The following is a 20,625-nucleotide window of genomic DNA, read 5'->3' as shown; positions in this document are numbered from 1 at the left end:
GTGAGTCCATGTCATCGTTTGACTACCTTAAAACCGCCATTCGCCAGCAGGGCTGCACCTTACAGCAGGTATCTGATGCCAGCGGTATGACCAAGGGGTACCTCAGTCAGCTGCTGAATGCGAAAATCAAAAGCCCCAGCGCGCAGAAGCTGGAGGCGCTGCACCGTTTTCTCGGGCTGGAGTTTCCGCGTCGCGAGAAAACCATTGGCGTGGTGTTTGGTAAATTCTATCCGCTTCATACCGGCCATATTTATCTGATCCAGCGCGCCTGTAGCCAGGTGGACGAGCTGCATATCATCATGGGTTACGATGAGCCGCGCGATCGTCAGCTGTTTGAAGCCAGCGCCATGTCACAGCAGCCCACGGTCAGCGACCGTCTGCGCTGGCTGCTCCAGACCTTTAAATACCAGAAAAACATCCGTATTCACTCATTCAATGAAGAGGGAATGGAGCCGTATCCGTACGGCTGGGACGTCTGGAGCCACGGCGTGCAGTCGTTTATGGACGATCACGGCATTGTGCCGAACTGTATCTACACCAGTGAAGAGGGGGATGCCGAGCAGTTCAGTACCCACCTCGGTGTTGAGACCATTGTTATCGATCCAAAACGTTCATTTATGAACATTAGCGGCGGGCAGATTCGTCAGGATCCGTTCCGCTACTGGGAATATATTCCCACTGAAGTGAAGCCCTTCTTCGTGCGCACTGTGGCGATACTCGGCGGTGAATCGAGCGGGAAATCCACACTGGTCAATAAGCTGGCGAATATCTTCAATACCACCAGTGCCTGGGAGTTTGGCCGCGATTACGTCTTCTCGCATCTGGGCGGCGACGAGATGGCGTTACAGTATTCTGACTACGATAAGATCGCCCTCGGCCAGGCGCAGTACATCGACTTTGCGGTCAAATACGCCAATAAAGTGGCGTTTATCGACACTGACTTTGTGACCACGCAGGCATTCTGTAAAAAGTATGAAGGCCGTGAGCATCCGTTTGTTCAGGCGCTGATTGACGAGTATCGTTTCGATCTGGTGATCCTGGTGGAAAACAACGTGCCCTGGGTGGCCGATGGGCTGCGCAGCCTGGGCAGCTCGGTGGATCGCAAAGAGTTCCAGTCACTGCTGATCGCCATGCTTGGCGAGAATAACATCAACTATGTTCACGTTGAGCAGGACAACTACGACGAGCGCTTCCTGCGCTGCGTCGAGCTGGTGAAAGAGATGCTGGGCGCTTAAACATCGCTGCCCCGCCGCAGGGGCCGATCCTTTTTTCCGATCGGCCCGCCACGGTGAAACTTAATACACCATCACCACTTTGCCACGCATATGGCCGTCCAGCACTAGCTGGTGGGCTTCTGTCAGTGTTTCTACGCTCAGCCCATGCAGGGTTTTGCTCAGTGAACCTGCCAGCTTACCGTCATCCAGCAGCGCGGCAGTGGCATCCAGAATCTCTCCCTGACGGGCGATATCCGGCGTGGTGAACATGCTTCGTGTGTACATAAACTCAAAATGCAGCGCGGCACTTTTCAGCTTCAGCTGATCCATGTTTAACGGTTTCTCGTTTTCAACGATGGTACAGATATGCCCTTGTGGTGCGATCAGTGTGCTCATCGCTTCCCAGTGACCATCGGTATCGTTCAGGCAGAAAATGTAGTCCACCTGTTTGATATCATGCTTCGCGAGCTCTCCAGCCATATCACGGTAGTCGATCACCAGGTCGGCGCCACGATCCTGACACCACTGTGCTGAATCAGGGCGTGATGCCGTGGCGATCACCGTCACTTTGCTGCGCAGTTTGGCCAGAGGGATCGCCAGCGAACCGACGCCGCCTGCGCCGCCTACAATCAGCAGCGTTTTGCCTGCTGTGGCACTTTCGAGTTGCAGACGATCAAACAGGCCTTCCCACGCTGTCAGTGCAGTCAGCGGGATGGCGGCAGATTCTGCCCAATCCAGTGAGCGAGGCTTGTGGCCGGTAATCCGCGCATCAATCAACTGCTGGCTGGCATTGCTACCTGGCCGGGTAATGTCGCCTGCGTAATAGACTTCATCGCCCGCTTTAAAACCACTGACCTTGCTGCCCACGGCCAGCACGATACCGCTGGCATCCCAGCCGAGCACGCGTGGCTGTTGCAGGCCATTTTTCTGTGCGCCTTTATGGACTTTGGTATCCACCGGGTTGACTGATGCGGCTTTGACGTCGACCAGCAGATCGTATTCACCCGGCGTTGGCTGGGGTTGCTGGATTTCAATAAACTGCTGCGGGTTTTCCGGGCTGATGGCAATGGCTTTAATGGTCATAGTGTTTCTCCTGAATACCTGAATAATTGTCTCTCAGTGTAGGTAATCAGCAAACGAATGATAAGATGGACAATGATGCACGCAGTGTTCGTTTGAGGTGAACAATCATGTTTAAACAGTTGCAGGATATGGCGCTGTTTGCGCTGGTGGCCGAGTGCGGGAGTTTTACCGCTGCGGCGAATCGTGCGGGTTTACCGAAATCCAGCGTCAGCCAGCGCGTCAGCCAGCTGGAGCAGGCGCTGGGGTTGCGGCTGATTAACCGTACCACGCGCCAGCTCAACCTGACCTTTGCGGGCGAGCGCTATCTGGTGCACTGCCAGGAGATGCTGCAGGCCAGTGAACGCGCCGGTATGGCGATTGAGCGACTGCGCGATAATCCCAGCGGGCGGCTGCGCATTACCTCTCCTGCCGGCATTGGTGCCACGCTGCTGGCGCGTTTCAATACGGCTTTTCAGCAGGAATATCCCGATGTGACGCTGGATGTGTCGGTGTCCGATGAAATCCGCGATTTGGTGCAGGATGGCTTTGATGTGGCGCTGCGCACCGGAAGGCCTCAGGATTCGTCGCTGATTGGCCGCCGTATTGGCTACTGCCAGCGCCTGCTGGTGGCATCGCCAGAGTATCTGGCATCGTTGCCGCCGCTGACCCATCCCGGCCAGCTCTCCGCACACCGCTGCATTGCGCACCGCGCCTGGACCGAATGGGTGCTTAAACGTGATGAGGAATATTATCGCTGGCTGCTGCCGCCCACGCATATGACCGATAATCTGGTGTATGCGCGCGAGTGTGCGCTGGGCAAAGCGGGTATTACGCTGTTGCCGCGTTTTTTAACCGATGAGGTGTTGTCGCAGGGCGATCTGGTGCAGGTGCTGCCGGAGTGGGAAGTGGAGGGGAATGAGCTGTGGCTGGTGTACCCAAGCCGTAAGTTGAACTCGCCTGCGCTGTCGCGGTTTATTGATTTTGCGATGCAGTCGCCGGTGTTTCGGGAGTTTTATACGTAGGGGGGCGACCTTTTTTTGGTCGCCCCGTAAGCCCGGTCGCTTACTTGATCATACGCTTGTACTTAATACGTTTTGGCTCAAGCGCTTCCGCACCCAGCGTACGTTTCTTGTACTCTTCGTATTCAGTAAAGTTACCTTCGAAGAACTCGATCTTGCCTTCATCCTGGTAATCCAGAATGTGGGTGGCAATACGGTCCAGGAACCAACGGTCATGCGAGATCACCATGGCACAGCCCGGGAACTCCAGCAGGGCGTTTTCCAGCGCGCGCAGGGTTTCAATATCCAGGTCGTTGGTCGGTTCATCCAGCAGCAGCATGTTGCCGCCAACCTGTAACAGTTTAGCCAGATGCAGACGACCACGCTCACCACCGGACAGCTCGCCAACGCGTTTACCCTGATCAACCCCTTTAAAGTTAAAGCGGCCAACGTAGGCACGGCTTGGCATCTCGGTGTTGCCGATACGCATGATGTCCTGACCGCCGGACACTTCTTCCCATACGGTTTTAGACCCATCCATGCTGTCGCGGAACTGATCCACTGACGCCAGCTTCACGGTCTCGCCCAGTACGATGCTGCCGGAATCAGGCTGTTCCTGACCGGACATCATGCGGAACAGGGTCGATTTACCCGCGCCGTTCGGACCGATGATGCCAACAATCGCACCTTTCGGAACAGAGAAGGAGAGATCGTCAATCAGCAGACGGTCACCGTAAGATTTGCGCAGGTTGTTGACCTCAACCACTTTATCGCCCAGGCGTGCGCCAGGTGGAATAAACAGTTCGTTGGTCTCGTTACGCTTCTGGTATTCGGCGTTGTTCAGCTCTTCAAAGCGGTTCAGACGCGCCTTGCCTTTAGATTGCTGGCCTTTAGCGCCTTTACGCACCCACTCCAGCTCTTTCTCAATCGATTTACGACGAGCCGCTTCGGAGGAGGCTTCCTGCGCCAGACGCGCATCTTTTTGCTCCAGCCATGAAGAGTAGTTACCTTCCCATGGAATCCCTTCACCACGGTCCAGCTCCAGAATCCAACCGGCCACGTTATCGAGGAAGTAACGGTCGTGCGTAATCGCCACAACGGTCCCTTCGAAGTCGTGCAGGAAGCGTTCCAGCCAGGCTACGGATTCCGCATCCAGGTGGTTCGTTGGTTCGTCGAGCAGCAGCATGTCTGGCTTTTCCAGCAGCAGACGGCACAGCGCAACGCGGCGGCGTTCACCCCCGGAAAGAGTGCCAATCTTCGCATCCCAGTCCGGCAGACGCAGCGCATCAGCGGCACGTTCGAGCTGGGTGTTCAGATTGTGGCCGTCGTGCGCCTGGATGATTTCTTCAAACTTGCCCTGTTGCGCGGCAAGTTTGTCGAAGTCTGCATCCGGCTCTGCGTACTTAGCGTACACCTCGTCCAGACCTTTCAGCGCGTTGACCACTTCGGAAACGGCTTCTTCTACCGACTCACGAACGGTGTGTTCCAGGTTAAGCTTCGGTTCCTGCTCCAGATAGCCAATTTTCAGGCCTGGCTGCGGACGCGCTTCCCCTTCGATGTCTTTATCGATGCCCGCCATGATGCGCAGCAGCGTAGATTTACCTGCCCCGTTCAGACCCAGTACGCCGATCTTGGCGCCAGGGAAGAAGCTGAGGGAGATGTTTTTCAAAATATGACGCTTCGGCGGAACGACTTTGCCGACGCGATGCATGCTATAGACGAATTGAGCCACGTTAGTTTGAGCCTCTTAATTAGCAGGGGCATAAGGGTGCCCACTCAGATAGCGGAGTTTAGCTGGTTTCCCCCCTTATTCACAGCCGGAACGCAGAGGATTATCCCGATATCAACGGATCTGCCTGATTTCTGTTTGATTTATGACCGTAGCCGTCTAAGCTCATTTTTTGCCTTATAAATGATGGAGATATCGATGAAAGTTCTGATCGCGGCGGAAGAAAATGCCTGGGGTGGGATGATCCAGCAGTTCCGTCAGAGACTCCCCGATGTCGAATTTGTTGCTTCTGCCGGGCATGCGGCAGAGAGCCTGGCGGGTTTTGATGCGCTGATCCCCGGCATGGCGAAGGTCAATCAACGTCTCTTACAGACAGCCGATCGCCTGAAGCTGATCCAGCAGGCGGGAGCCGGGCTGGAAGGGGTGGATATTGAGACGGCTCGCCAGCGCGGTATTACCGTGGCCAATGTGCCATCGGACCGATCCGGCAATGCAGATTCCGTTGCGGAACTGGGGATCTGGATGATGATCGGCCTGGCACGTAAGGCCAGCGAAGTGCCGCAGATGCTGGCTACCCGTCAGCTGGGCCTACCGGTCGGCATGGGGCTGAAAGGCAAGACCGTCGGATTGGTGGGGCTGGGCGGCATCGGTAAAGCGCTGGCGCAGCGGCTCGCCGCGTTTGATATGCGCATGATTGGCGTGAAACGTCAGGCGTCTGATGATTTTGCCCGTCAGCATCGCCTGGACTGGGTTGGCGGCATGGAGCGTTTACCGCACCTGCTGCGCGAGGCGGATTTTGTGGTGCTGAGTTTACCGGACAACCCGGAAACGCATCATATTATTGATGAGCCTGCGCTGGCGAAGATGAAGCAGGGCAGCTTCCTGATTAACCTTGGGCGCGGCGGTCTGATTGAGAAACCGGCGCTGCTGGCGGCGCTGGAGAATGGGCCGTTGGCCGGTGCCGGGCTGGATGTCTTCTGGCAGGAACCGCCCGACCCGCAGGATGTGCTGTTCCACCACAATGTGATCGCCACGCCGCACATTGGCGGCGTGACCGATATTTCACTGGAGGGCAATGTGGCGGGAGTGTGTGAGAACCTGCGGCGTCTGCGTGATGGTGAGGCGATTTTGAATCGCTGGTGAGGAGGGTTGCGGGTCGGGCATGCCCGACCCCTACGATATCCGGCGCCCGATACTTACGAGGCGATAACCTCAATGCCGATATCTTCACCGGGCGCGGCATCGCTGATCAGGCCGTCGAACGCACTGAGATCGGCAATGCGAGCAGGCAGCACTTTGCCAAATTTGCTGCTGTCTGCCACCAGCAGGCGCGAACGCGCACGCTGTAATGCCAGATGTTTCATCGGCAATTCACTCAGGTTGTAGCAACTGGCACCCTGCCGGATATCGATGCCAGCGGCGGAAATAAAGGCTTTATCGGGGCACAGGCTGTCCATCACTGACTGCGTGCCCAGCGGTGTGAAAATGGCGTTGTCTGGATGGAATTCGCCACCGCACAAGATCACCCGGCAGGCGGTTTTTTCTTTCAGGGCCAGAAAAGTGTTCATGGCGCAGCAAACCGCGGTAAACGGCAGGTCTTCGTCGATGGCATCGATGATCCACGGCACCGTGGTGCCGCAATCGAAATACACCGTCTCTTCCGGCTGGATCAACGCGGCGGCACGCTGCCCCAGCAGGCGTTTGCGATCGACATTCTGCTCCTGCTGATCGGAAACAAAATAATGGTTCTGATGACGCATCGGATCGCTGACGATATATCCCCCCAGCAGAACCACAACGCCCGGACCGCTACTCAGATCGCGACGAATGGTCATCTCAGACACGCCAAGCAGATGAGCCGCTTCTTTCAGATGGATTTTATCGGTGCGTTTCAGCGCCTGGGCCAGCTTATTGATACGCTCGTCGCGCCGGGTTTCCATGAGTCTTTTTCCATTATCGCGAAGAGAAGTGAGGGTGAACGAAAACGATTGCCTGCTGCGTTTTACCTGTTTTGCAGTTTACCTTCAATAGGATAGTGCTGCAAACAAGCTCGGGATGGTGGCAGGGACGTGGCACTATTTAGTTACGCTAAGCAGGCGACGAACGGATGCTTCCAGTGTTTGCACCAATTCCGCCCTGTCTGTTTTTTCCGCCAGGACGACCCGGCGGCGTATCCGGCTCAGATGGGTATCGAAACGACGGTCAAATTTTTGCAGAGACTCGCGTAACTCCTCGCCTTCGGCTTCGGAATTCGCACTGTTGACGTCAAGCACTAGCGCCAGATCGTATTTCGTCTGAGTATGATCCGAGTAACGGATTCTGAAAAATACCGGCCAGTAGAGTTCCTCGCCAGTATATTTCTCCCATCCAGGGGGGCGCACATCAATCCGGGTCCGCGTGGTGTAAATATTGTCACGGTGCAGCAGGGGAATTTTTGTCGCGAGCGTCTCTTTTAGTGAGGCCATGCCCTGAGTCTGACGCAACAGGGAGAATACGGCTTTGTTTTGCAGCAGAAACAGCGTTTCGGGGGCTGTGTGAGTGTTAAACCAGTTTCTTTCCAGCCGTCCTGTCGAGTTTCCCAGTAAAGACTTGAGGGCATTCGCGTGCGTTTCATGTAACCCGGCGGCGAGTGCAATAGCACGCTTCTCCACGGGGCTTTCCCAGTTGCTTTGCCGGGTGCAATAACTGACGACCAGCCGGGCTGCGAGGTTGCCGCGCTCCAGCTGTAACACGGCCCGATCCGCTGAGGGCTTTAACCAGTCATATCCCATATGTAACCAGTAGCCATTTGAGGGATGATCCTCGACATCAGTCTCAAATGCGCGATCAAGCGCAATCAACACGCAGCTGTAATCTTTCAAATGGGCCTTTTTAGCCACGCTTTCCTGCCAGCTTTTCCGATAGCCGTCGAGTTGCTTCTCGCTATGGGCGGTCCCGGCTTTATTCTCGATCAGCAGCACGAATTTATGGGTGGGATCGATCACGAAAAGATCCACACGCTCCGAGGCGTTCATCCCTAATTCACGCGCGGTGAACACACTGCCAAAGCTTGCCGAGCGGATCCTCGATGGTGTCCATTCAGTAAAGAAACGCGAGGTGGTGCTGCGGCCATCAAGCGGATAGCCTGCGGTGATCGTGTTGCTAGCGGCCAGCAGCAGGTCACGGATGATCTGGTCTCCCTGGCCATGACCTTCACGCGGGTCGAACATCCAGGCCAGCAGGTCGGAGTGCTGATTTTCGCTGAGATTGATCACATCCAGCAGATCATCGCCAATCTTTACTACTTCACAGAGTTCAGAGAGTTTATTATCACCCAGAAAGGTTTCGACGGCTTCTTGAGTCGTTGCATCCATACGTAAATATCCCGTTGCTGAGTATTGAAAACCTGAGAGAAGCCACTCGCTAATCGAATGGCTTTTTGTCAGAGTTTACAAAATAACAGGAAAGGTGAACAGCGTCTGGAGGTCACCGCGCTGAGAGAATGTTAAATCGTTACCAGCCCCCGGACGCCTTCGGCTTCCATCGCTTCGCCGCGCCCACGCTGGACGATCTCCCCCCGTGACATCACCAGATAATTGTCGGCCAGCCCGGCGGCGAAATCGTAAAACTGTTCGACCAGCAGGATCGCCATATCCCCGCGTGCGGCCAGCTGGCGGATCACCGCCCCGATCTCTTTGATCACCGAAGGCTGGATCCCTTCGGTGGGTTCATCGAGGATCAGCAGTTGCGGTTTACAGGCCAGCGCCCGGCCGATCGCCAGCTGTTGCTGCTGACCACCGGACAGATCGCCGCCGCGCCGCTGTTTCATCTGCCACAGAACCGGAAAGAGTTGCCAGATCTCCTCCGGCACCTGCGTGGCCTGGCTGCCTGAAAAGCGTGCCAGTCCCATCAGCAAATTCTCTTCCACCGTCAGACGCGGGAAGATCTCCCGACCCTGGGGCACATAGGCGATCCCGGCCTGCACCCGCTGGTGCGGTTTGCGCTGGTTGATCGTTTGCCCCTGCCAGTTGATGTTGCCGGATTTCGCCGGGATCAGCCCCATCAGGCATTTCAGCAGCGTAGTTTTCCCCACACCGTTACGCCCCAGCAGGCAGGTTATCTCGCCGGGTTTGGTTTCAAATGACAACCCGCGAAGGATATGGCTGCCGCCATAATATTGATGTAGTTCAGAGACCTGTAACATATTATCGCCCCAGATAGACTTCAATCACCTGATCGTTTGCCTGCACATCGCGCAGCGATCCTTCGGCCAGCACCTGGCCCTGATGCAGCACCGTCACATGGTCAGCAATGGTTTCAACAAAGCCCATATCGTGTTCCACCACCATCAGCGAATGCTTGCCGGCAAGGGTGCGGAACAGTTCGGCGGTATAGTCGGTTTCTGCGTCGGTCATGCCAGCGGCGGGTTCATCCAGCAGCAGCAGATGCGGGTCCTGCACCAGTAACATGCCAATCTCCAGAAACTGTTTCTGCCCGTGGGAAAGCAGGCCCGCCGGGCGCTGGCGTTCACTGCCAAGGCGCAGCAGTTTCAACACCTCGGTAATGCGATCCTGTTGTTCACTGTTCAGTCTGGCGCGCAGACTGGCCCAGACCGATTTATCGGTTTTTAAGGCAATTTCCAGATTTTCAAATACCGTCAGCGCTTCAAACACCGTCGGTTTCTGGAATTTACGCCCAATGCCGATGCGGGCGATTTCCACCGGGGAAAGGGTGGTCAGGTCGATGCTCTGGTCGTAGATCACCCGGCCATTATCCGGGCGGGTTTTGCCAGTGATCACATCCATCAGCGTGGTTTTCCCCGCGCCGTTCGGGCCGATCACGCAGCGCAGTTCGCCAACGCCAATCTGTAAGGAGAGGTCAGTCAGCGCTTTGAAACCGTCAAACGACACATTGATATTCTCCAGCTGTAACACCGGATCCGTCTGTTCACGGTGACGGTCGGCGCGGTGGGGCTGGGTAAACAGGTGCTCAGTCATGTTTCCTCCTGCGCAGCAGGCCAATCACGCCGCGCGGCAGGAACAGCGTGACGAGGATAAACATCAGGCCTAAGAAAAACAGCCAGTATTCGGGGAAGGCAACGGTGAACCAGCTTTTGGCGCCGTTAACGATCCCGGCACCGAGCAGCGGGCCAATCAGCGTGCCGCGCCCGCCAAGCGCGACCCAGATAGCCGCCTCAATCGAGTTAGTGGGCGACATTTCACCAGGGTTGATAATGCCCACCTGCGGCACATACAGCGCCCCGGCCAGCCCGCACAGCACGGCAGACAGCGTCCAGACAAACAGCTTAAAGCCCCGGGGATCATAGCCGCAGAACATCAGGCGGTTTTCTGCATCGCGCACTGCCGTCAGTACCCGGCCAAACTTGCTGCGTGCCAGCAGCAGGCCCACCGCCAGACTGGCCGCCAGCAGCAGGACCGTGGCCATAAACAACCCAATGCGTGTGCCGGTCGCCGTCACCGGGAAGCCAAGCAGGGTGGTGAATCCGGTAAAGCCGTTGTTACCGCCAAAGCCGGTTTCATTGCGAAAGAACAGTAACATCCCGGCATAGGTCAGCGCCTGGGTCATAATCGAGAAGTAGACGCCTTTGATTTTTGAACGGAAGGCGAACCAGCCAAAGACCAGCGCCAGCAGGCCTGGCACCAGCACAATCAGGCACAGTGCCCAGGCGAAATGCTGCGTGCCTGCCCAGAACCATGGCATCTCGGTCCAGGACAGGAAGGACATGAATGCAGGCAGCCCCTCACCGGAGGCCTGGCGCATCAGGTACATGCCCATGGCATAGCCGCCGAGAGCGAAGAACAGTCCGTGGCCGAGGGATAGCAGCCCGGCGTAGCCCCACACCAGGTCCAGCGCCACCGCCACAATGGCGTAGCAGAGGATTTTCCCCACCAGCGTCAGGGTGTAAGTCGACATAAATAGCGGGTGGTCGGCGGGCAGCAGCGCGAGGAACGGCAATAGCAGCAAGAGCAGCAGTACCACCGCACCCAGCGCGGTCGTCAGGCGCGGGGCTTTTCGTGCCAGGGTCAGCGTTATGGGTTGCGTCATCAGTCAATCACCCTCCCTTTAAAGGCGAACAGTCCCTGCGGTCGTTTCTGAATAAACAGCACGATCAACACCAGGATCAGGATCTTACCGAGCACCGCGCCGATCTGCGGCTCCAGCACTTTGTTCAGGATGCCGAGGCCGAGTGCGGCCACCACCGTGCCTGCCAACTGCCCAACGCCACCGGTCACCACCACCAGGAAGGAGTCGATGATGTAGCCCTGGCCCAGCTCCGGGCCGACATTGCCCAGCTGCGACAGCGCCACGCCGCCCAGCCCGGCAATGCCGGAACCGAGGCCAAACGCCAGCATGTCGACGCGCCCGGTAGGCACACCGCAGCAGTCGGCCATTGCCCGGTTTTGTGTCACCGCACGCACGTTCATGCCAAGGCGGGTTTTATTCAGCAGCAGCCAGGTGAGAACCAGCACGCCGATGACAAACAGGATCACCGCCAGGCGGTTGTACGGCAGCACGAGATTAGGCAGCACCTGCAAACCACCGGACAGCCACGGCGGGTTCGCCACTTCCAGGTTTTGCGCGCCAAACAGGATGCGCACCAGTTGGATCAGCATCAGGCTGATGCCCCAGGTGGCAAGCAGGGTTTCCAGCGGGCGGCCGTACAGATGGCGGATGATGGTGCGTTCCAGCGCCATGCCGATGGCGGCGGTGATAAAGAAGGCGGCCGGCAGGGCCAGCAGCGGATAAAAGGCCAGCCACTCCGGGGCGAAGCGCTGGAACAGGTTTTGCACAATCCAGGTGGCATAAGCGCCGATCATCAGCATTTCACCGTGGGCCATATTGATGACCCCCAGCAGGCCGTAGGTGATCGCCAGTCCAAGGGCGGCCAGCAGCAGCACCGAGCCCAGCGACAGGCCGGTAAAAGCCTGACCTAAAATATCGCCGGGCAGCAGGCGATAACGAATCTGTTTCAGGCTATCGGCTGCCGCCGCACGCACGCGGGCATCGGCTTCATTCTGGGGTTGCAGCAGGTGTTCCAGGCTGGCCTGCGTTTGCGGATCGCTGGTTTCTCCCAGCCGTTTTACCGCGTCCAGACGCACCAGCGGGTTAGGATCCGCCAGCTGTAATCCGGCAACAGCCTGGGCCAGCACCGCATGAACGGTAGCATCTTCCTCGGCGGCCAGACGCTGTTTCAGCAGCGGTAGCTGGTCGATATTGGCTTCATTCTGCAAGGCGCGCGCGGCGTGCAGGCGAATGGGGGTAATCGGACTGACCAACTGGTGTGCGGCGAGCGCAGAGGTAATCATCACGCGCAGTCGGTTGTTCATAAATAATTTTTTGGTTGCCCCCACGGGCGCCTCGTTGCCTTCCAGCGGGACCAGTTGGTCTTTGGTTCGGGTAAAGGGCTGTTTGTGTTCATCCAGCACCACGTTTTCGCTGTGCAGCGCCTGCAATAAAGGCAGGCGGTTGGCATTCGGTGCGGCGGCCCACTGCTGTAAGAGTGTCAGTTGATCGCTGCGGCTGGCGGCGGCAAAGTCGGCGGCCGGGCCTGCCTGGGCCAGAAGCGGCAGGCTGAACAGCAGTAACACCAGGAATCGCATCATTATGGCTCCGGAGAAATAACGGGTCGGGCATGCCCGACCCCTACAACATTGTTAGGCGTAGGGGCCAGGCATGCCGACCCGTACAGCATTGTTCGGCGTAGGGGCCAGGCATGCCCGACCCGTACAACATTGTTCGGCGTAGGGGCCAGGCTGCCCGACCCGTACAACATTGTTCGGCGTAGGGGCCAGGCGTGCCCGACCCGTACAACATTGTTCGGCGTAGGGGCCAGACGTGCCGACCCGTACAGCATTGTTCGGCGTAGGGGCCAGGCATGCCTGGCCCTGGGGTTACACGGGATTAATTGCTGGTTTTCACCGGATGATCGGGCTTCTTGTCGTTGCCGGCGATATACGGGCTCCATGGCTGGGCACGCACCGGTTTGTCGGTCTGCCAGACGACGTTGAACTGACCGTTATCTTCGATTTCGCCAATCATTACCGGCTTGTGCAGATGGTGGTTGGTCTGGTCCATCGTCAGGGTAAAACCATCCGGCGCGGCAAAGGTCTGTCCGGCCATCGCTGCACGCACTTTATCCACATCGGTGGTGCCGGCTTTCTCTACCGCCTGCGCCCACATATGGATGCCGACATAGGTGGCTTCCATCGGGTCGTTGGTCACCACGGTATCGGCGTTCGGCAATTTGTGGGCTTTGGCATAGGCGCGATAAGCTGCCACGAACTTAGCATTGGTCGGGTTATCCACTGATTCGAAGTAGTTCCACGCCGCCAGGTTACCCACCAGCGGTTTGGTGTCGATGCCGCGCAACTCTTCTTCACCGACCGAGAAGGCCACTACCGGGACGTCGGTGGCTTTCAGCCCCTGGTTCGCCAGCTCTTTATAGAAAGGAACGTTGGAATCGCCGTTGATGGTTGAGACTACGGCCGTTTTGCCCCCGGCAGAGAATTTTTTGATATTAGAAACAATGGTCTGGTAATCGCTGTAGCCAAACGGCGTGTAGACCTCTTCGATGTCGCTGTCTTTCACCCCTTTCGAGTGCAGGAAAGCGCGCAGGATCTTATTGGTGGTACGCGGATAGACATAGTCGGTGCCCAGCAGGAAGAAGCGTTTGGCGCTGCCGCCGTCTTCACTCATCAGGTATTCCACCGCCGGAATGGCCTGCTGATTTGGTGCTGCGCCCGTGTAGAAGACGTTCGGAGACATCTCCTCGCCTTCATACTGCACCGGGTAGAACAGCAGTCCGTTCAGCTCCTCGAAAACCGGCAGCACGGATTTACGCGAAACCGAGGTCCAGCAGCCAAATACCACGGCGGCTTTATCCTGAGTCAGCAGCTGACGGGCTTTTTCCGCAAACAGCGGCCAGTTGGAGGCCGGGTCAACCACCACCGGTTCCAGCTTTTTACCCAGCACGCCGCCTTTAGCATTGATCTCTTCAATGGTCATCAACGCCACATCTTTCAGTGGTGTTTCAGAAATCGCCATCGTACCGGACAGCGAATGCATGATGCCCACTTTGATGGTATCGGCGGCCTGAGCGCTCCAGGACAATCCCATGCTGACTACGGTGGCAGAAAGCGCGAAGGCCTTAAGCAGTGAACGTCTCTTCATCAGTAAACCCCTAAATGTATTGAAAGATTAGTTGGATGAAACGGTGTGTAACCTTGCCTGCTGGAGCATATGAATGGTGATTTTCCTGACTTCGGCGCGACTGACGGCAATATGGTCGGTCAGAATGCGCTGGGCCTCCTCACTGTGCTGATGCAATACCGCACGCAGAATGCGGGCGTGTTCGTTATAGGTCGCGCTGATCCGGTCTTCGCGGGTGAAGTCGAGACGGCGGATAATGCGGATTTTCTCGGTTAATTCGCTGTGGATGCGGGCGATTTCGCTGTTGCCTGCCGCGGCGACCAGGGCGATATGGAAGGCTTCATCGTGTAGCGAAACGGCTATGCCATCTTCCAGACGCGGCTCATCGATCCAGAAGCAGGTCAGACGCGTCAGCAGTGCCGCACAGTCATCTGCGGGCAGGCGACACAGGCGTTTGACTGCCTCGCACTCCAGCACGGTGCGCAGGTCATACAGCTCTTCGAAATATTCGAAGTCAAACTGACGCACCTGCCAGCCGCTGCGAAACCACACTTCGACATAGCCCTCACGCTCAAGACGAAACAGGGCCTGACGCACCGGGGTGCGGCTGACGTCCATACGTTCCGCGACTTCGCTTTCGCTGAAGCGGTCGCCCGGCATCAGACGAAAATCAAAGATGTCATTTTTTAGCTGGTGGTAGACGCGATCGGCCAGGGCTTCCGGCCGATCTTTGCTGCGTTTGCTGTCCATGTTTATTCCAGCCATAGCAGGGCATCGCCAGGGCTGACCGGGCGGCCTGGCTGGCAACTGATACGTTTGACGCGTCCTGCCTGTGGGGCGTTGATCGCCAGTTCCATTTTCATCGCCTCGACGATAATCAGCGGCTGACCGGCTTCCACCTCGTCACCGGGCTGCACCAGCACTTTCCAGATATTGCCGTTCATATCGGCGCTGACCTGCAACGCACCGTCATCCTCTTCGGGGGGCCGCAGCGTCTCTTCGCTGGTCAGCGGTGCACCTTCGTCTTCCTGCGCCCACAGCGCCACTTCGGCATCAAAGGCGCTGGCCTGCTTCTGGCGGAAGTCAGCGATAGAGGCGGCGTGATCGCTGAGGAACTGCGTATGTTCGGCAAAATCAAACACTGACTGCTCAATGCGAACGGTGGCGCGGCCTTCACGGAAGTCATCACGCAGCACGTCCAGCTCGGCTTCGCTTACCGGGTAGAAACGCACCTGGTCAAAGAAGTGCAGCAGCCAGGGTTCGTTTGCCGCGAACTGGTCGTTTTTCAGGAACTTGTTCCAGATGGGCAGCGTACGCCCCACCAGTTGGTAACCACCGGGGGAGTCCATGCCGTAAATGCACATGTACATGCCGCCAATGCCGACGGTACCTTCCGCGGTGAAGGTACGTGCCGGGTTGTATTTAGAACTGAGCAGGCGGTGGCGCGGGTCGATCGGCACTGCACAAGGCGCGCCGAGATAGACATCGCCCAGACCGAGGATCAGGTAGCTGGCATCAAACAGCGTCTGGCTGACGGCTTCACGGCTGCTGAGTCCGTTAATGCGCTGGATAAAATCGACGTTATTCGGCAGCCAGGGGGCGCTGGCGCGCACGGTTTCGGCATAGCGTTCTACGGCACTGAGGGTGGCGCTGTCTTCAAAGGCCATCGGCAGGTGGACAATGCGCGATGGCACGGTCATGCGCGTGACATCGCCGAGATTCTTCTCCAGCTGTAGCAGCAGGGTCATCAGCTGTTTCTGGCTGAGGATCTGGCTGTCGTAGCGGATTTGCAGGGAGCGCACACCCGGTGACAGCTCCTCCACGCCCGGCTGGCCGCTCTCATGCAGGGCGGTCATCAGCAGGTGGACGCGCAGGCGCAGCGCCAGATCCAGCACGTTGTCGCCGTACTCCAGCAGGATGTAGTTATCCCCGGCTTGACGATAAATAGCGGTCGGCGTGGTGCTGGTGGCTTTGATGGCGGCCAGTACCGTTGCGGAACCGTGATCGGTTTCGGCCAGCGAAGGCACGGTAAATTCCGTGGTATGCAAGGCGTTGAGACGCGTCACGCTGTGCGTCTGCGCCTGTTCCAGCGCGTGGGCTTCTTCGAAGCTGATCGGATGAAAACGAATGCGGTCGCCGGGTTTCACCTGACCGACTTTCCACAGTTCCGCTTTGGCGATGGTCACCGGGCAGACGAACCCGCCGAGGCTGGGTCCATCGCGGGTGAGGATTACCGGGAAATCGCCGGTGAAATTAACGGCACCAATGGCGTATTCGCAATCATGGACGTTGGACGGGTGCAGCCCCGCTTCACCGCCGTTGGCGCGGGTCCAGCCGGGTTTTGGCCCTACGAGGCGTACGCCGAGGCGGTTAGAGTTGTAATGCACCTGCCACTCGCTGGCAAAAAATTCATCAATAGACTGTTGGGTAAAGAAATCCGGGGCACCGTGCGGGCCGTACAGCACGCCGATGCGCCATTCGTCAGCGTATACGGGCTGCGCGGCGACAGGTAAGGCAGCGGGTTCGCAGACCGGAGCAGGAGTGGTACAGGCGGCGAGTGCGGGCTGCGATATCGCCAGCATATCGGCCACGCGTAGGGTGCGCCCGGCGTGACCGCCAAACTGCCCCAGAGCGAAGGTGGAACGGCTGCCAAGGTATTCCGGTACGTCAAAACCGTTGCGTACCGCCAGATAGGTGCGGCAGCCCTGTTGGGCGCGGCCCAGCGTCAGGATCTGCCCGGCTTTCACTGCCAGCGGTTGCCAGTACGCCACCTCTTCGCCATCCAGTGTGGCCGGGCAGGCGGCTCCAGTCAGCGCGATCAGGGCATCGCTGTGAAAACGCAGGGTGGGCCCTTGTAGGGTAAATTCCAGCCCGGCGGCTTCTTCCGCGTTGCCGACAATGCGGTTAGCGAGGCGGAAGGCATAATCATCCATCGGACCGGACGGCGGTACGCCAATATCCCAGTAGCCGAGGCGGCCCGGATAATCCTGAATGCTGCTCCAGGTGCCGGGCTGGAGAACCTCCACCACCGGAGAAAGCGGGGTGAAGCTGTCGAGCAGTCGCGTCCACACCTGGCCGCTGCGGAATGCCTCAGTGGCGACAATCTGACGCAGGTAATCGAGGTTGGTGGCGATGCCGTGCAGACGGGTTTCATTTAGCGCCGTCTGCATTTTTTCCAGCGCATCCGCACGGTTTTTGCCCTGTACGATGAGCTTGGCGATCATCGGATCGTAAAATGCAGAGACCTCGGTGCCGGTGCTGATCCCACTGTCGACGCGCACCCCTTCCGGGAAGCAGACTTCGGTCAGTACGCCTGGGCTGGGCTGGAAGTTTTTCAGCGGATCTTCGGCGTAAATACGCACTTCGATGGAGGCGCCCTGCGGTGCCTGTGCCATACGCGCCCAGTCCGGCTGCTCTCCGGCGGCGACCAGCAGCATACACTCCACCAGATCCAGCCCGGTGACGCACTCGGTAACCGGATGCTCCACCTGTAAACGGGTATTCACTTCGAGGAAGAAGAACTCATCGCGTGCGGCATCGTAGATATATTCCACGGTGCCCGCGCTGCGATAGTTGACCAGTTCACCGAGTTTCACCGCCGAGTCGAGCAGGGCGGTGCGGGTGGCGGCAGGGAGGTTCGGTGCCGGCGTCTCTTCCACCACTTTCTGATTGCGGCGTTGCAGTGAACAATCGCGCTCGCCGAGGGCCACGACCTTGCCCTGGCCATCGCCGAAGATTTGTACTTCTACATGGCGGGCCTGGTCGATACAACGCTCCAGGAATACCCCGGCATCGCTGAAGAACTGTTCGCCGAGGCGGCGTACGCTCTCCCAGGCGGCGATCAGCGTGGTCTCGTCGGCACAGCGCGTCAGGCCGATCCCGCCCCCCCCGGCGGTGCTTTTCAGCATCACCGGGTAGCCGATTCGGCCTGCGGCGCTTAATGCCTCTTCCAGTGAATCCAGTAAGGGTGTGCCCGGTGTCATCGGCACGCCTGCGGCAGCGGCCAGTTCACGGGCGCGGTGCTTGAGGCCAAATTCACCGATTTGGTGTGCCGTTGGGCCGATAAAGACGATCCCGGCCGCTTCGCAGGCGGCGGCAAACGGCAGGCTTTCTGACAGGAAGCCGTAGCCTGGCCAGATGGCTTGCGCACCGCTCTCGCGGGCGGCGTTAAGGATCTTATCGATGACCAGGTAGCTGTCGCTGGCTTTATCGCCGCCGAGGGCGAGAGCGATATCAGCATCTTTGACATGCTGCGCGTTTTTGTCGGCATCGGAGTAAACCGCCACGCTGGTGATCCCCAGTCGTTTCAGAGTACGGATGGCGCGACAGGCGATTTCGCCCCGGTTAGCGATGAGTACGGTATTAAACATGTGAAGATACCTCGCGGGTCAGCCAGCGGCGCCAGCCGCCAAATTCGGTGATGTCGGTAGCCTGCGCCAGGGCGGCAGGTTCACAGATAAACCCTTTCACACTGCGACCGTCGGCCAGTTCCAGGGTGCCAATCCCCAGCGGGGCGGGGATCTCCGCCACGAACTCGCCAAAACGTGCCAGTGGGATATCCCACAGTTCGACGATGATGGCGGCGCCCGTCGCATCTCTAACCAGCCCCGGTTTGGCGGGGACGGTGTTAGCCAGCGCATACAGGCGATAGCTGGCGGCGGTCTGCGTCTCTTCTACCAGTACGGCATCGCGGCGCGTGAGCTGGTGGTTGAGCGGCATGCCGGTCAGGTGCGCACCGACCACCGCCACACGCACGTGCAGCGGTGAGGCGGGCAGGGAGGCGGGGACAGGCTGAGGTTTGCCGGTGGCACCAAGACTCAGGGCTTGCTGCTGTTGCCAGCGGGTGCCAAAGGTCGCCAGCGCTCGGTCATACCAGGCCGGGGCGATCAGAGTGATCCCGGCAGGCAGGCCATCGGCGCGGAACGGGGCCGGAAGGGCCAGGGCGGCCAGGTCGGCGAGGTTAGTGAAGTTGGTGTAAGTGCCGAACTGCGAATTGTAACGCACCGGTTCCTGTTTCATTTCTTCCAGCGTATGAATGGTCGGAGAGGTGGGGACCACCAGCGCATCGAACTGGCTGAGGGTCTGCTGGATCTGGCGCGTCAGTTCGGCGCGCAGATATTCCGCTTTGTAAGCGTCCACGGCGCTGTAGTGGTTGCCACTGGCGACGATGCCATACACCACCGGGTCCATCTCTTCCGGGCGGCTCAGCATGTCACCCACGGCAACGGTACGCTCCGCGACCCAGGGACCGTAATAGAGCTGCTCAGCCAGCTGTGAGAACGGGGTAAAGTCGATGGGTTGTAAGCTGGCGCCTCCCGCAATCAGGTCGGTACAGGCCGCTTCCCAGGCCGCCTGTGCTTGTGTATCGCCAAAGAACGCCGGGCTGGCAGGGATGGCAAATCGTGGTGAGGTGGGCATCGCTGCCGGGGCGAGGCCCGGATTTGCGCGAGAGTAAGCATCCAGGCTGTCGTAGCCTGCGGCACAGTGTGCGACGAGGAAGGCATCTTCCACCGTCAGCGCAAACACGGAAATGGTGTCGTTCAGGCGACAGGCAGGGACAACGCCAGTGGCAGAGAGCCAGCCTTTGGTCGGCTTCAGGCCGACGATATTGTTAAATCCTGCCGGCACGCGACCGGAACCGGCGGTATCCGTGCCGAGGGCAAAGCAGACCAGGCCGCGAGCGGTGACGGAGGCAGAACCGGAGCTGGAGCCGCCGCTGACATACTCAGGATTAAAGGTGTTGCAGACCGCGCCGAACGGCGAGCGGGTGCCGACCAGCCCGGTGGCGTACTGGTCAAGGTTGGTTTTGCCAATAACAATCGCCCCTTTGCCCTTCAGGTTGGCGACAGCGACGGCATCGCTTTCAGCCGTGTAGGTAAAGGCCGGGCAGGCCGCGCTGGTGGGCCAGCCCGCGATGTCAATATTGTCTTTTACCGCAAAGGGAACGCCAAACAGCGGCAGCGATGCCGGGTCCTGCTGCCAGGCGGCCAGTAACGGTTCCACCTGAGCACGCAGCTGGGCGGGCGTGGCGAGATACAGCCACGCATTATCGTCGGTGGAGAGATCCGCCAGCAGGGCGTCCAGCGTGGACAGTACGTCCTGCGGATGCTGCTGATAATGGTGCTGCCAGTCCTGTAACGTAAACCCTGTGGTAAAAGCCATAAGTTGAATTCCATCTGGTATACAAGATGGAATTCAATAGAGCAAACAGCGTGCCAGATTTTATTTTGTTGATTTTAAAGATGTTATGTAAAGAGGTGCACAGAGGGTGCACAATCAGCGAGCAGGGTTTGTACAATTGTGGGGCACGGAAGACAGGTCTGAGGCCAGTTTGAGCACGTCGGACCGGCAAAAGACGCATCCATGCGGGCCTCGACTCGCGCCATCCCTGGTGCGTGACGTCCGGCTTACCTCAAACTGGCCCCATCCCCTTCATGACGGTGGTTGCGGTGTGGGTATTCCGTAAATATTT

Annotated in this window: 15 protein-coding genes; 3 read left to right on the top strand and 12 right to left on the bottom strand. The window is 58.4% G+C overall.

Features of this window, described 5'->3' with window-relative positions; genetic code table 11:
- Nucleotides 1-8: 8 nt before the first annotated feature.
- The gene (gene nadR, locus HHI26_RS13785) at nucleotides 9-1,235 is read left to right on the top strand and encodes a multifunctional transcriptional regulator/nicotinamide-nucleotide adenylyltransferase/ribosylnicotinamide kinase NadR (RefSeq protein ID WP_133842393.1); all 1,227 of its coding nucleotides are present in this window, start codon (nucleotides 9-11) and stop codon (nucleotides 1,233-1,235) included.
- A gap of 60 nt (nucleotides 1,236-1,295) precedes the next feature.
- Here the strand turns inward: nadR and HHI26_RS13780 are convergent, their stop codons facing one another.
- Entirely contained in the window at nucleotides 1,296-2,297 is a 1,002-nt protein-coding gene (locus HHI26_RS13780) for a zinc-binding alcohol dehydrogenase family protein (protein ID WP_159336858.1), read from the bottom strand.
- Nucleotides 2,298-2,401: 104 nt separating this feature from the next.
- Here HHI26_RS13780 and HHI26_RS13775 point away from each other — a divergent pair, with 104 nt between their 5' ends.
- Nucleotides 2,402-3,298: a LysR family transcriptional regulator gene (locus tag HHI26_RS13775; protein ID WP_133842391.1), complete on the top strand. Its 897-nt coding sequence runs from the start codon at nucleotides 2,402-2,404 to the stop codon at nucleotides 3,296-3,298.
- Between the two features lie 40 nt (nucleotides 3,299-3,338).
- Here HHI26_RS13775 and ettA read toward each other — a convergent pair whose 3' ends face one another.
- Entirely contained in the window at nucleotides 3,339-5,006 is a 1,668-nt protein-coding gene (ettA, locus tag HHI26_RS13770) for an energy-dependent translational throttle protein EttA (RefSeq protein ID WP_133842390.1), read from the bottom strand.
- Between the two features lie 195 nt (nucleotides 5,007-5,201).
- Between ettA and HHI26_RS13765 the strand changes: the two genes are divergently transcribed.
- A complete protein-coding gene (locus tag HHI26_RS13765) occupies nucleotides 5,202-6,146 on the top strand; it encodes a 2-hydroxyacid dehydrogenase (protein ID WP_133842389.1) in 945 nt (314 codons plus the stop codon).
- Nucleotides 6,147-6,199: 53 nt separating this feature from the next.
- On the opposite strand, the gene deoR is transcribed toward HHI26_RS13765, so the two are convergent.
- The 10 genes from deoR to atzF form a co-directional block, all read right to left on the bottom strand.
- Nucleotides 6,200-6,943 (bottom strand): DNA-binding transcriptional repressor DeoR, encoded by a 744-nt coding sequence (gene deoR / locus HHI26_RS13760; protein ID WP_171149242.1) that lies wholly within the window; start codon nucleotides 6,941-6,943, stop codon nucleotides 6,200-6,202.
- Nucleotides 6,944-7,078: 135 nt separating this feature from the next.
- Nucleotides 7,079-8,356 (bottom strand): PD-(D/E)XK nuclease family protein, encoded by a 1,278-nt coding sequence (locus HHI26_RS13755; RefSeq protein ID WP_171149241.1) that lies wholly within the window; start codon nucleotides 8,354-8,356, stop codon nucleotides 7,079-7,081.
- Between the two features lie 131 nt (nucleotides 8,357-8,487).
- A complete protein-coding gene (gene urtE / locus HHI26_RS13750; protein ID WP_171149240.1) occupies nucleotides 8,488-9,186 on the bottom strand; it encodes an urea ABC transporter ATP-binding subunit UrtE in 699 nt (232 codons plus the stop codon).
- A gap of 1 nt (nucleotide 9,187) precedes the next feature.
- Entirely contained in the window at nucleotides 9,188-9,979 is a 792-nt protein-coding gene (urtD, locus tag HHI26_RS13745; RefSeq protein WP_167863345.1) for an urea ABC transporter ATP-binding protein UrtD, read from the bottom strand.
- Nucleotides 9,972-11,048 (bottom strand): urea ABC transporter permease subunit UrtC, encoded by a 1,077-nt coding sequence (gene urtC, locus HHI26_RS13740; RefSeq protein WP_133842384.1) that lies wholly within the window; start codon nucleotides 11,046-11,048, stop codon nucleotides 9,972-9,974. Before urtC ends, urtD begins: the two co-directional genes overlap by 8 nt.
- Complete coding sequence (gene urtB, locus HHI26_RS13735) at nucleotides 11,048-12,604, bottom strand: urea ABC transporter permease subunit UrtB (RefSeq protein ID WP_171149332.1); 1,557 nt, start codon at nucleotides 12,602-12,604, stop codon at nucleotides 11,048-11,050. Before urtB ends, urtC begins: the two co-directional genes overlap by 1 nt.
- Nucleotides 12,605-12,905: 301 nt before the next feature.
- Nucleotides 12,906-14,174, bottom strand: a complete 1,269-nt coding sequence (urtA, locus tag HHI26_RS13730) for an urea ABC transporter substrate-binding protein (RefSeq protein WP_133842383.1) — start codon at nucleotides 14,172-14,174, stop codon at nucleotides 12,906-12,908.
- A gap of 27 nt (nucleotides 14,175-14,201) precedes the next feature.
- Nucleotides 14,202-14,903: a GntR family transcriptional regulator gene (locus HHI26_RS13725; RefSeq protein WP_159336862.1), complete on the bottom strand. Its 702-nt coding sequence runs from the start codon at nucleotides 14,901-14,903 to the stop codon at nucleotides 14,202-14,204.
- 2 nt (nucleotides 14,904-14,905) lie between these two features.
- Complete coding sequence (gene uca / locus HHI26_RS13720; protein WP_171149239.1) at nucleotides 14,906-18,523, bottom strand: urea carboxylase; 3,618 nt, start codon at nucleotides 18,521-18,523, stop codon at nucleotides 14,906-14,908.
- Entirely contained in the window at nucleotides 18,516-20,315 is a 1,800-nt protein-coding gene (atzF, locus tag HHI26_RS13715; RefSeq protein ID WP_133842380.1) for an allophanate hydrolase, read from the bottom strand. The genes uca and atzF overlap by 8 nt, the downstream gene beginning before the upstream one ends.
- Nucleotides 20,316-20,625 lie beyond the last annotated feature (310 nt).

Source organism: Erwinia sp. JH02, from assembly GCF_013074405.1.
GTDB classification, from domain to species: Bacteria; Pseudomonadota; Gammaproteobacteria; order Enterobacterales; family Enterobacteriaceae; genus Erwinia; species Erwinia rhapontici.
Note: the sequence above shows the minus strand (reverse complement) of the source record. Positions and strands in the feature narration are given on the sequence as shown.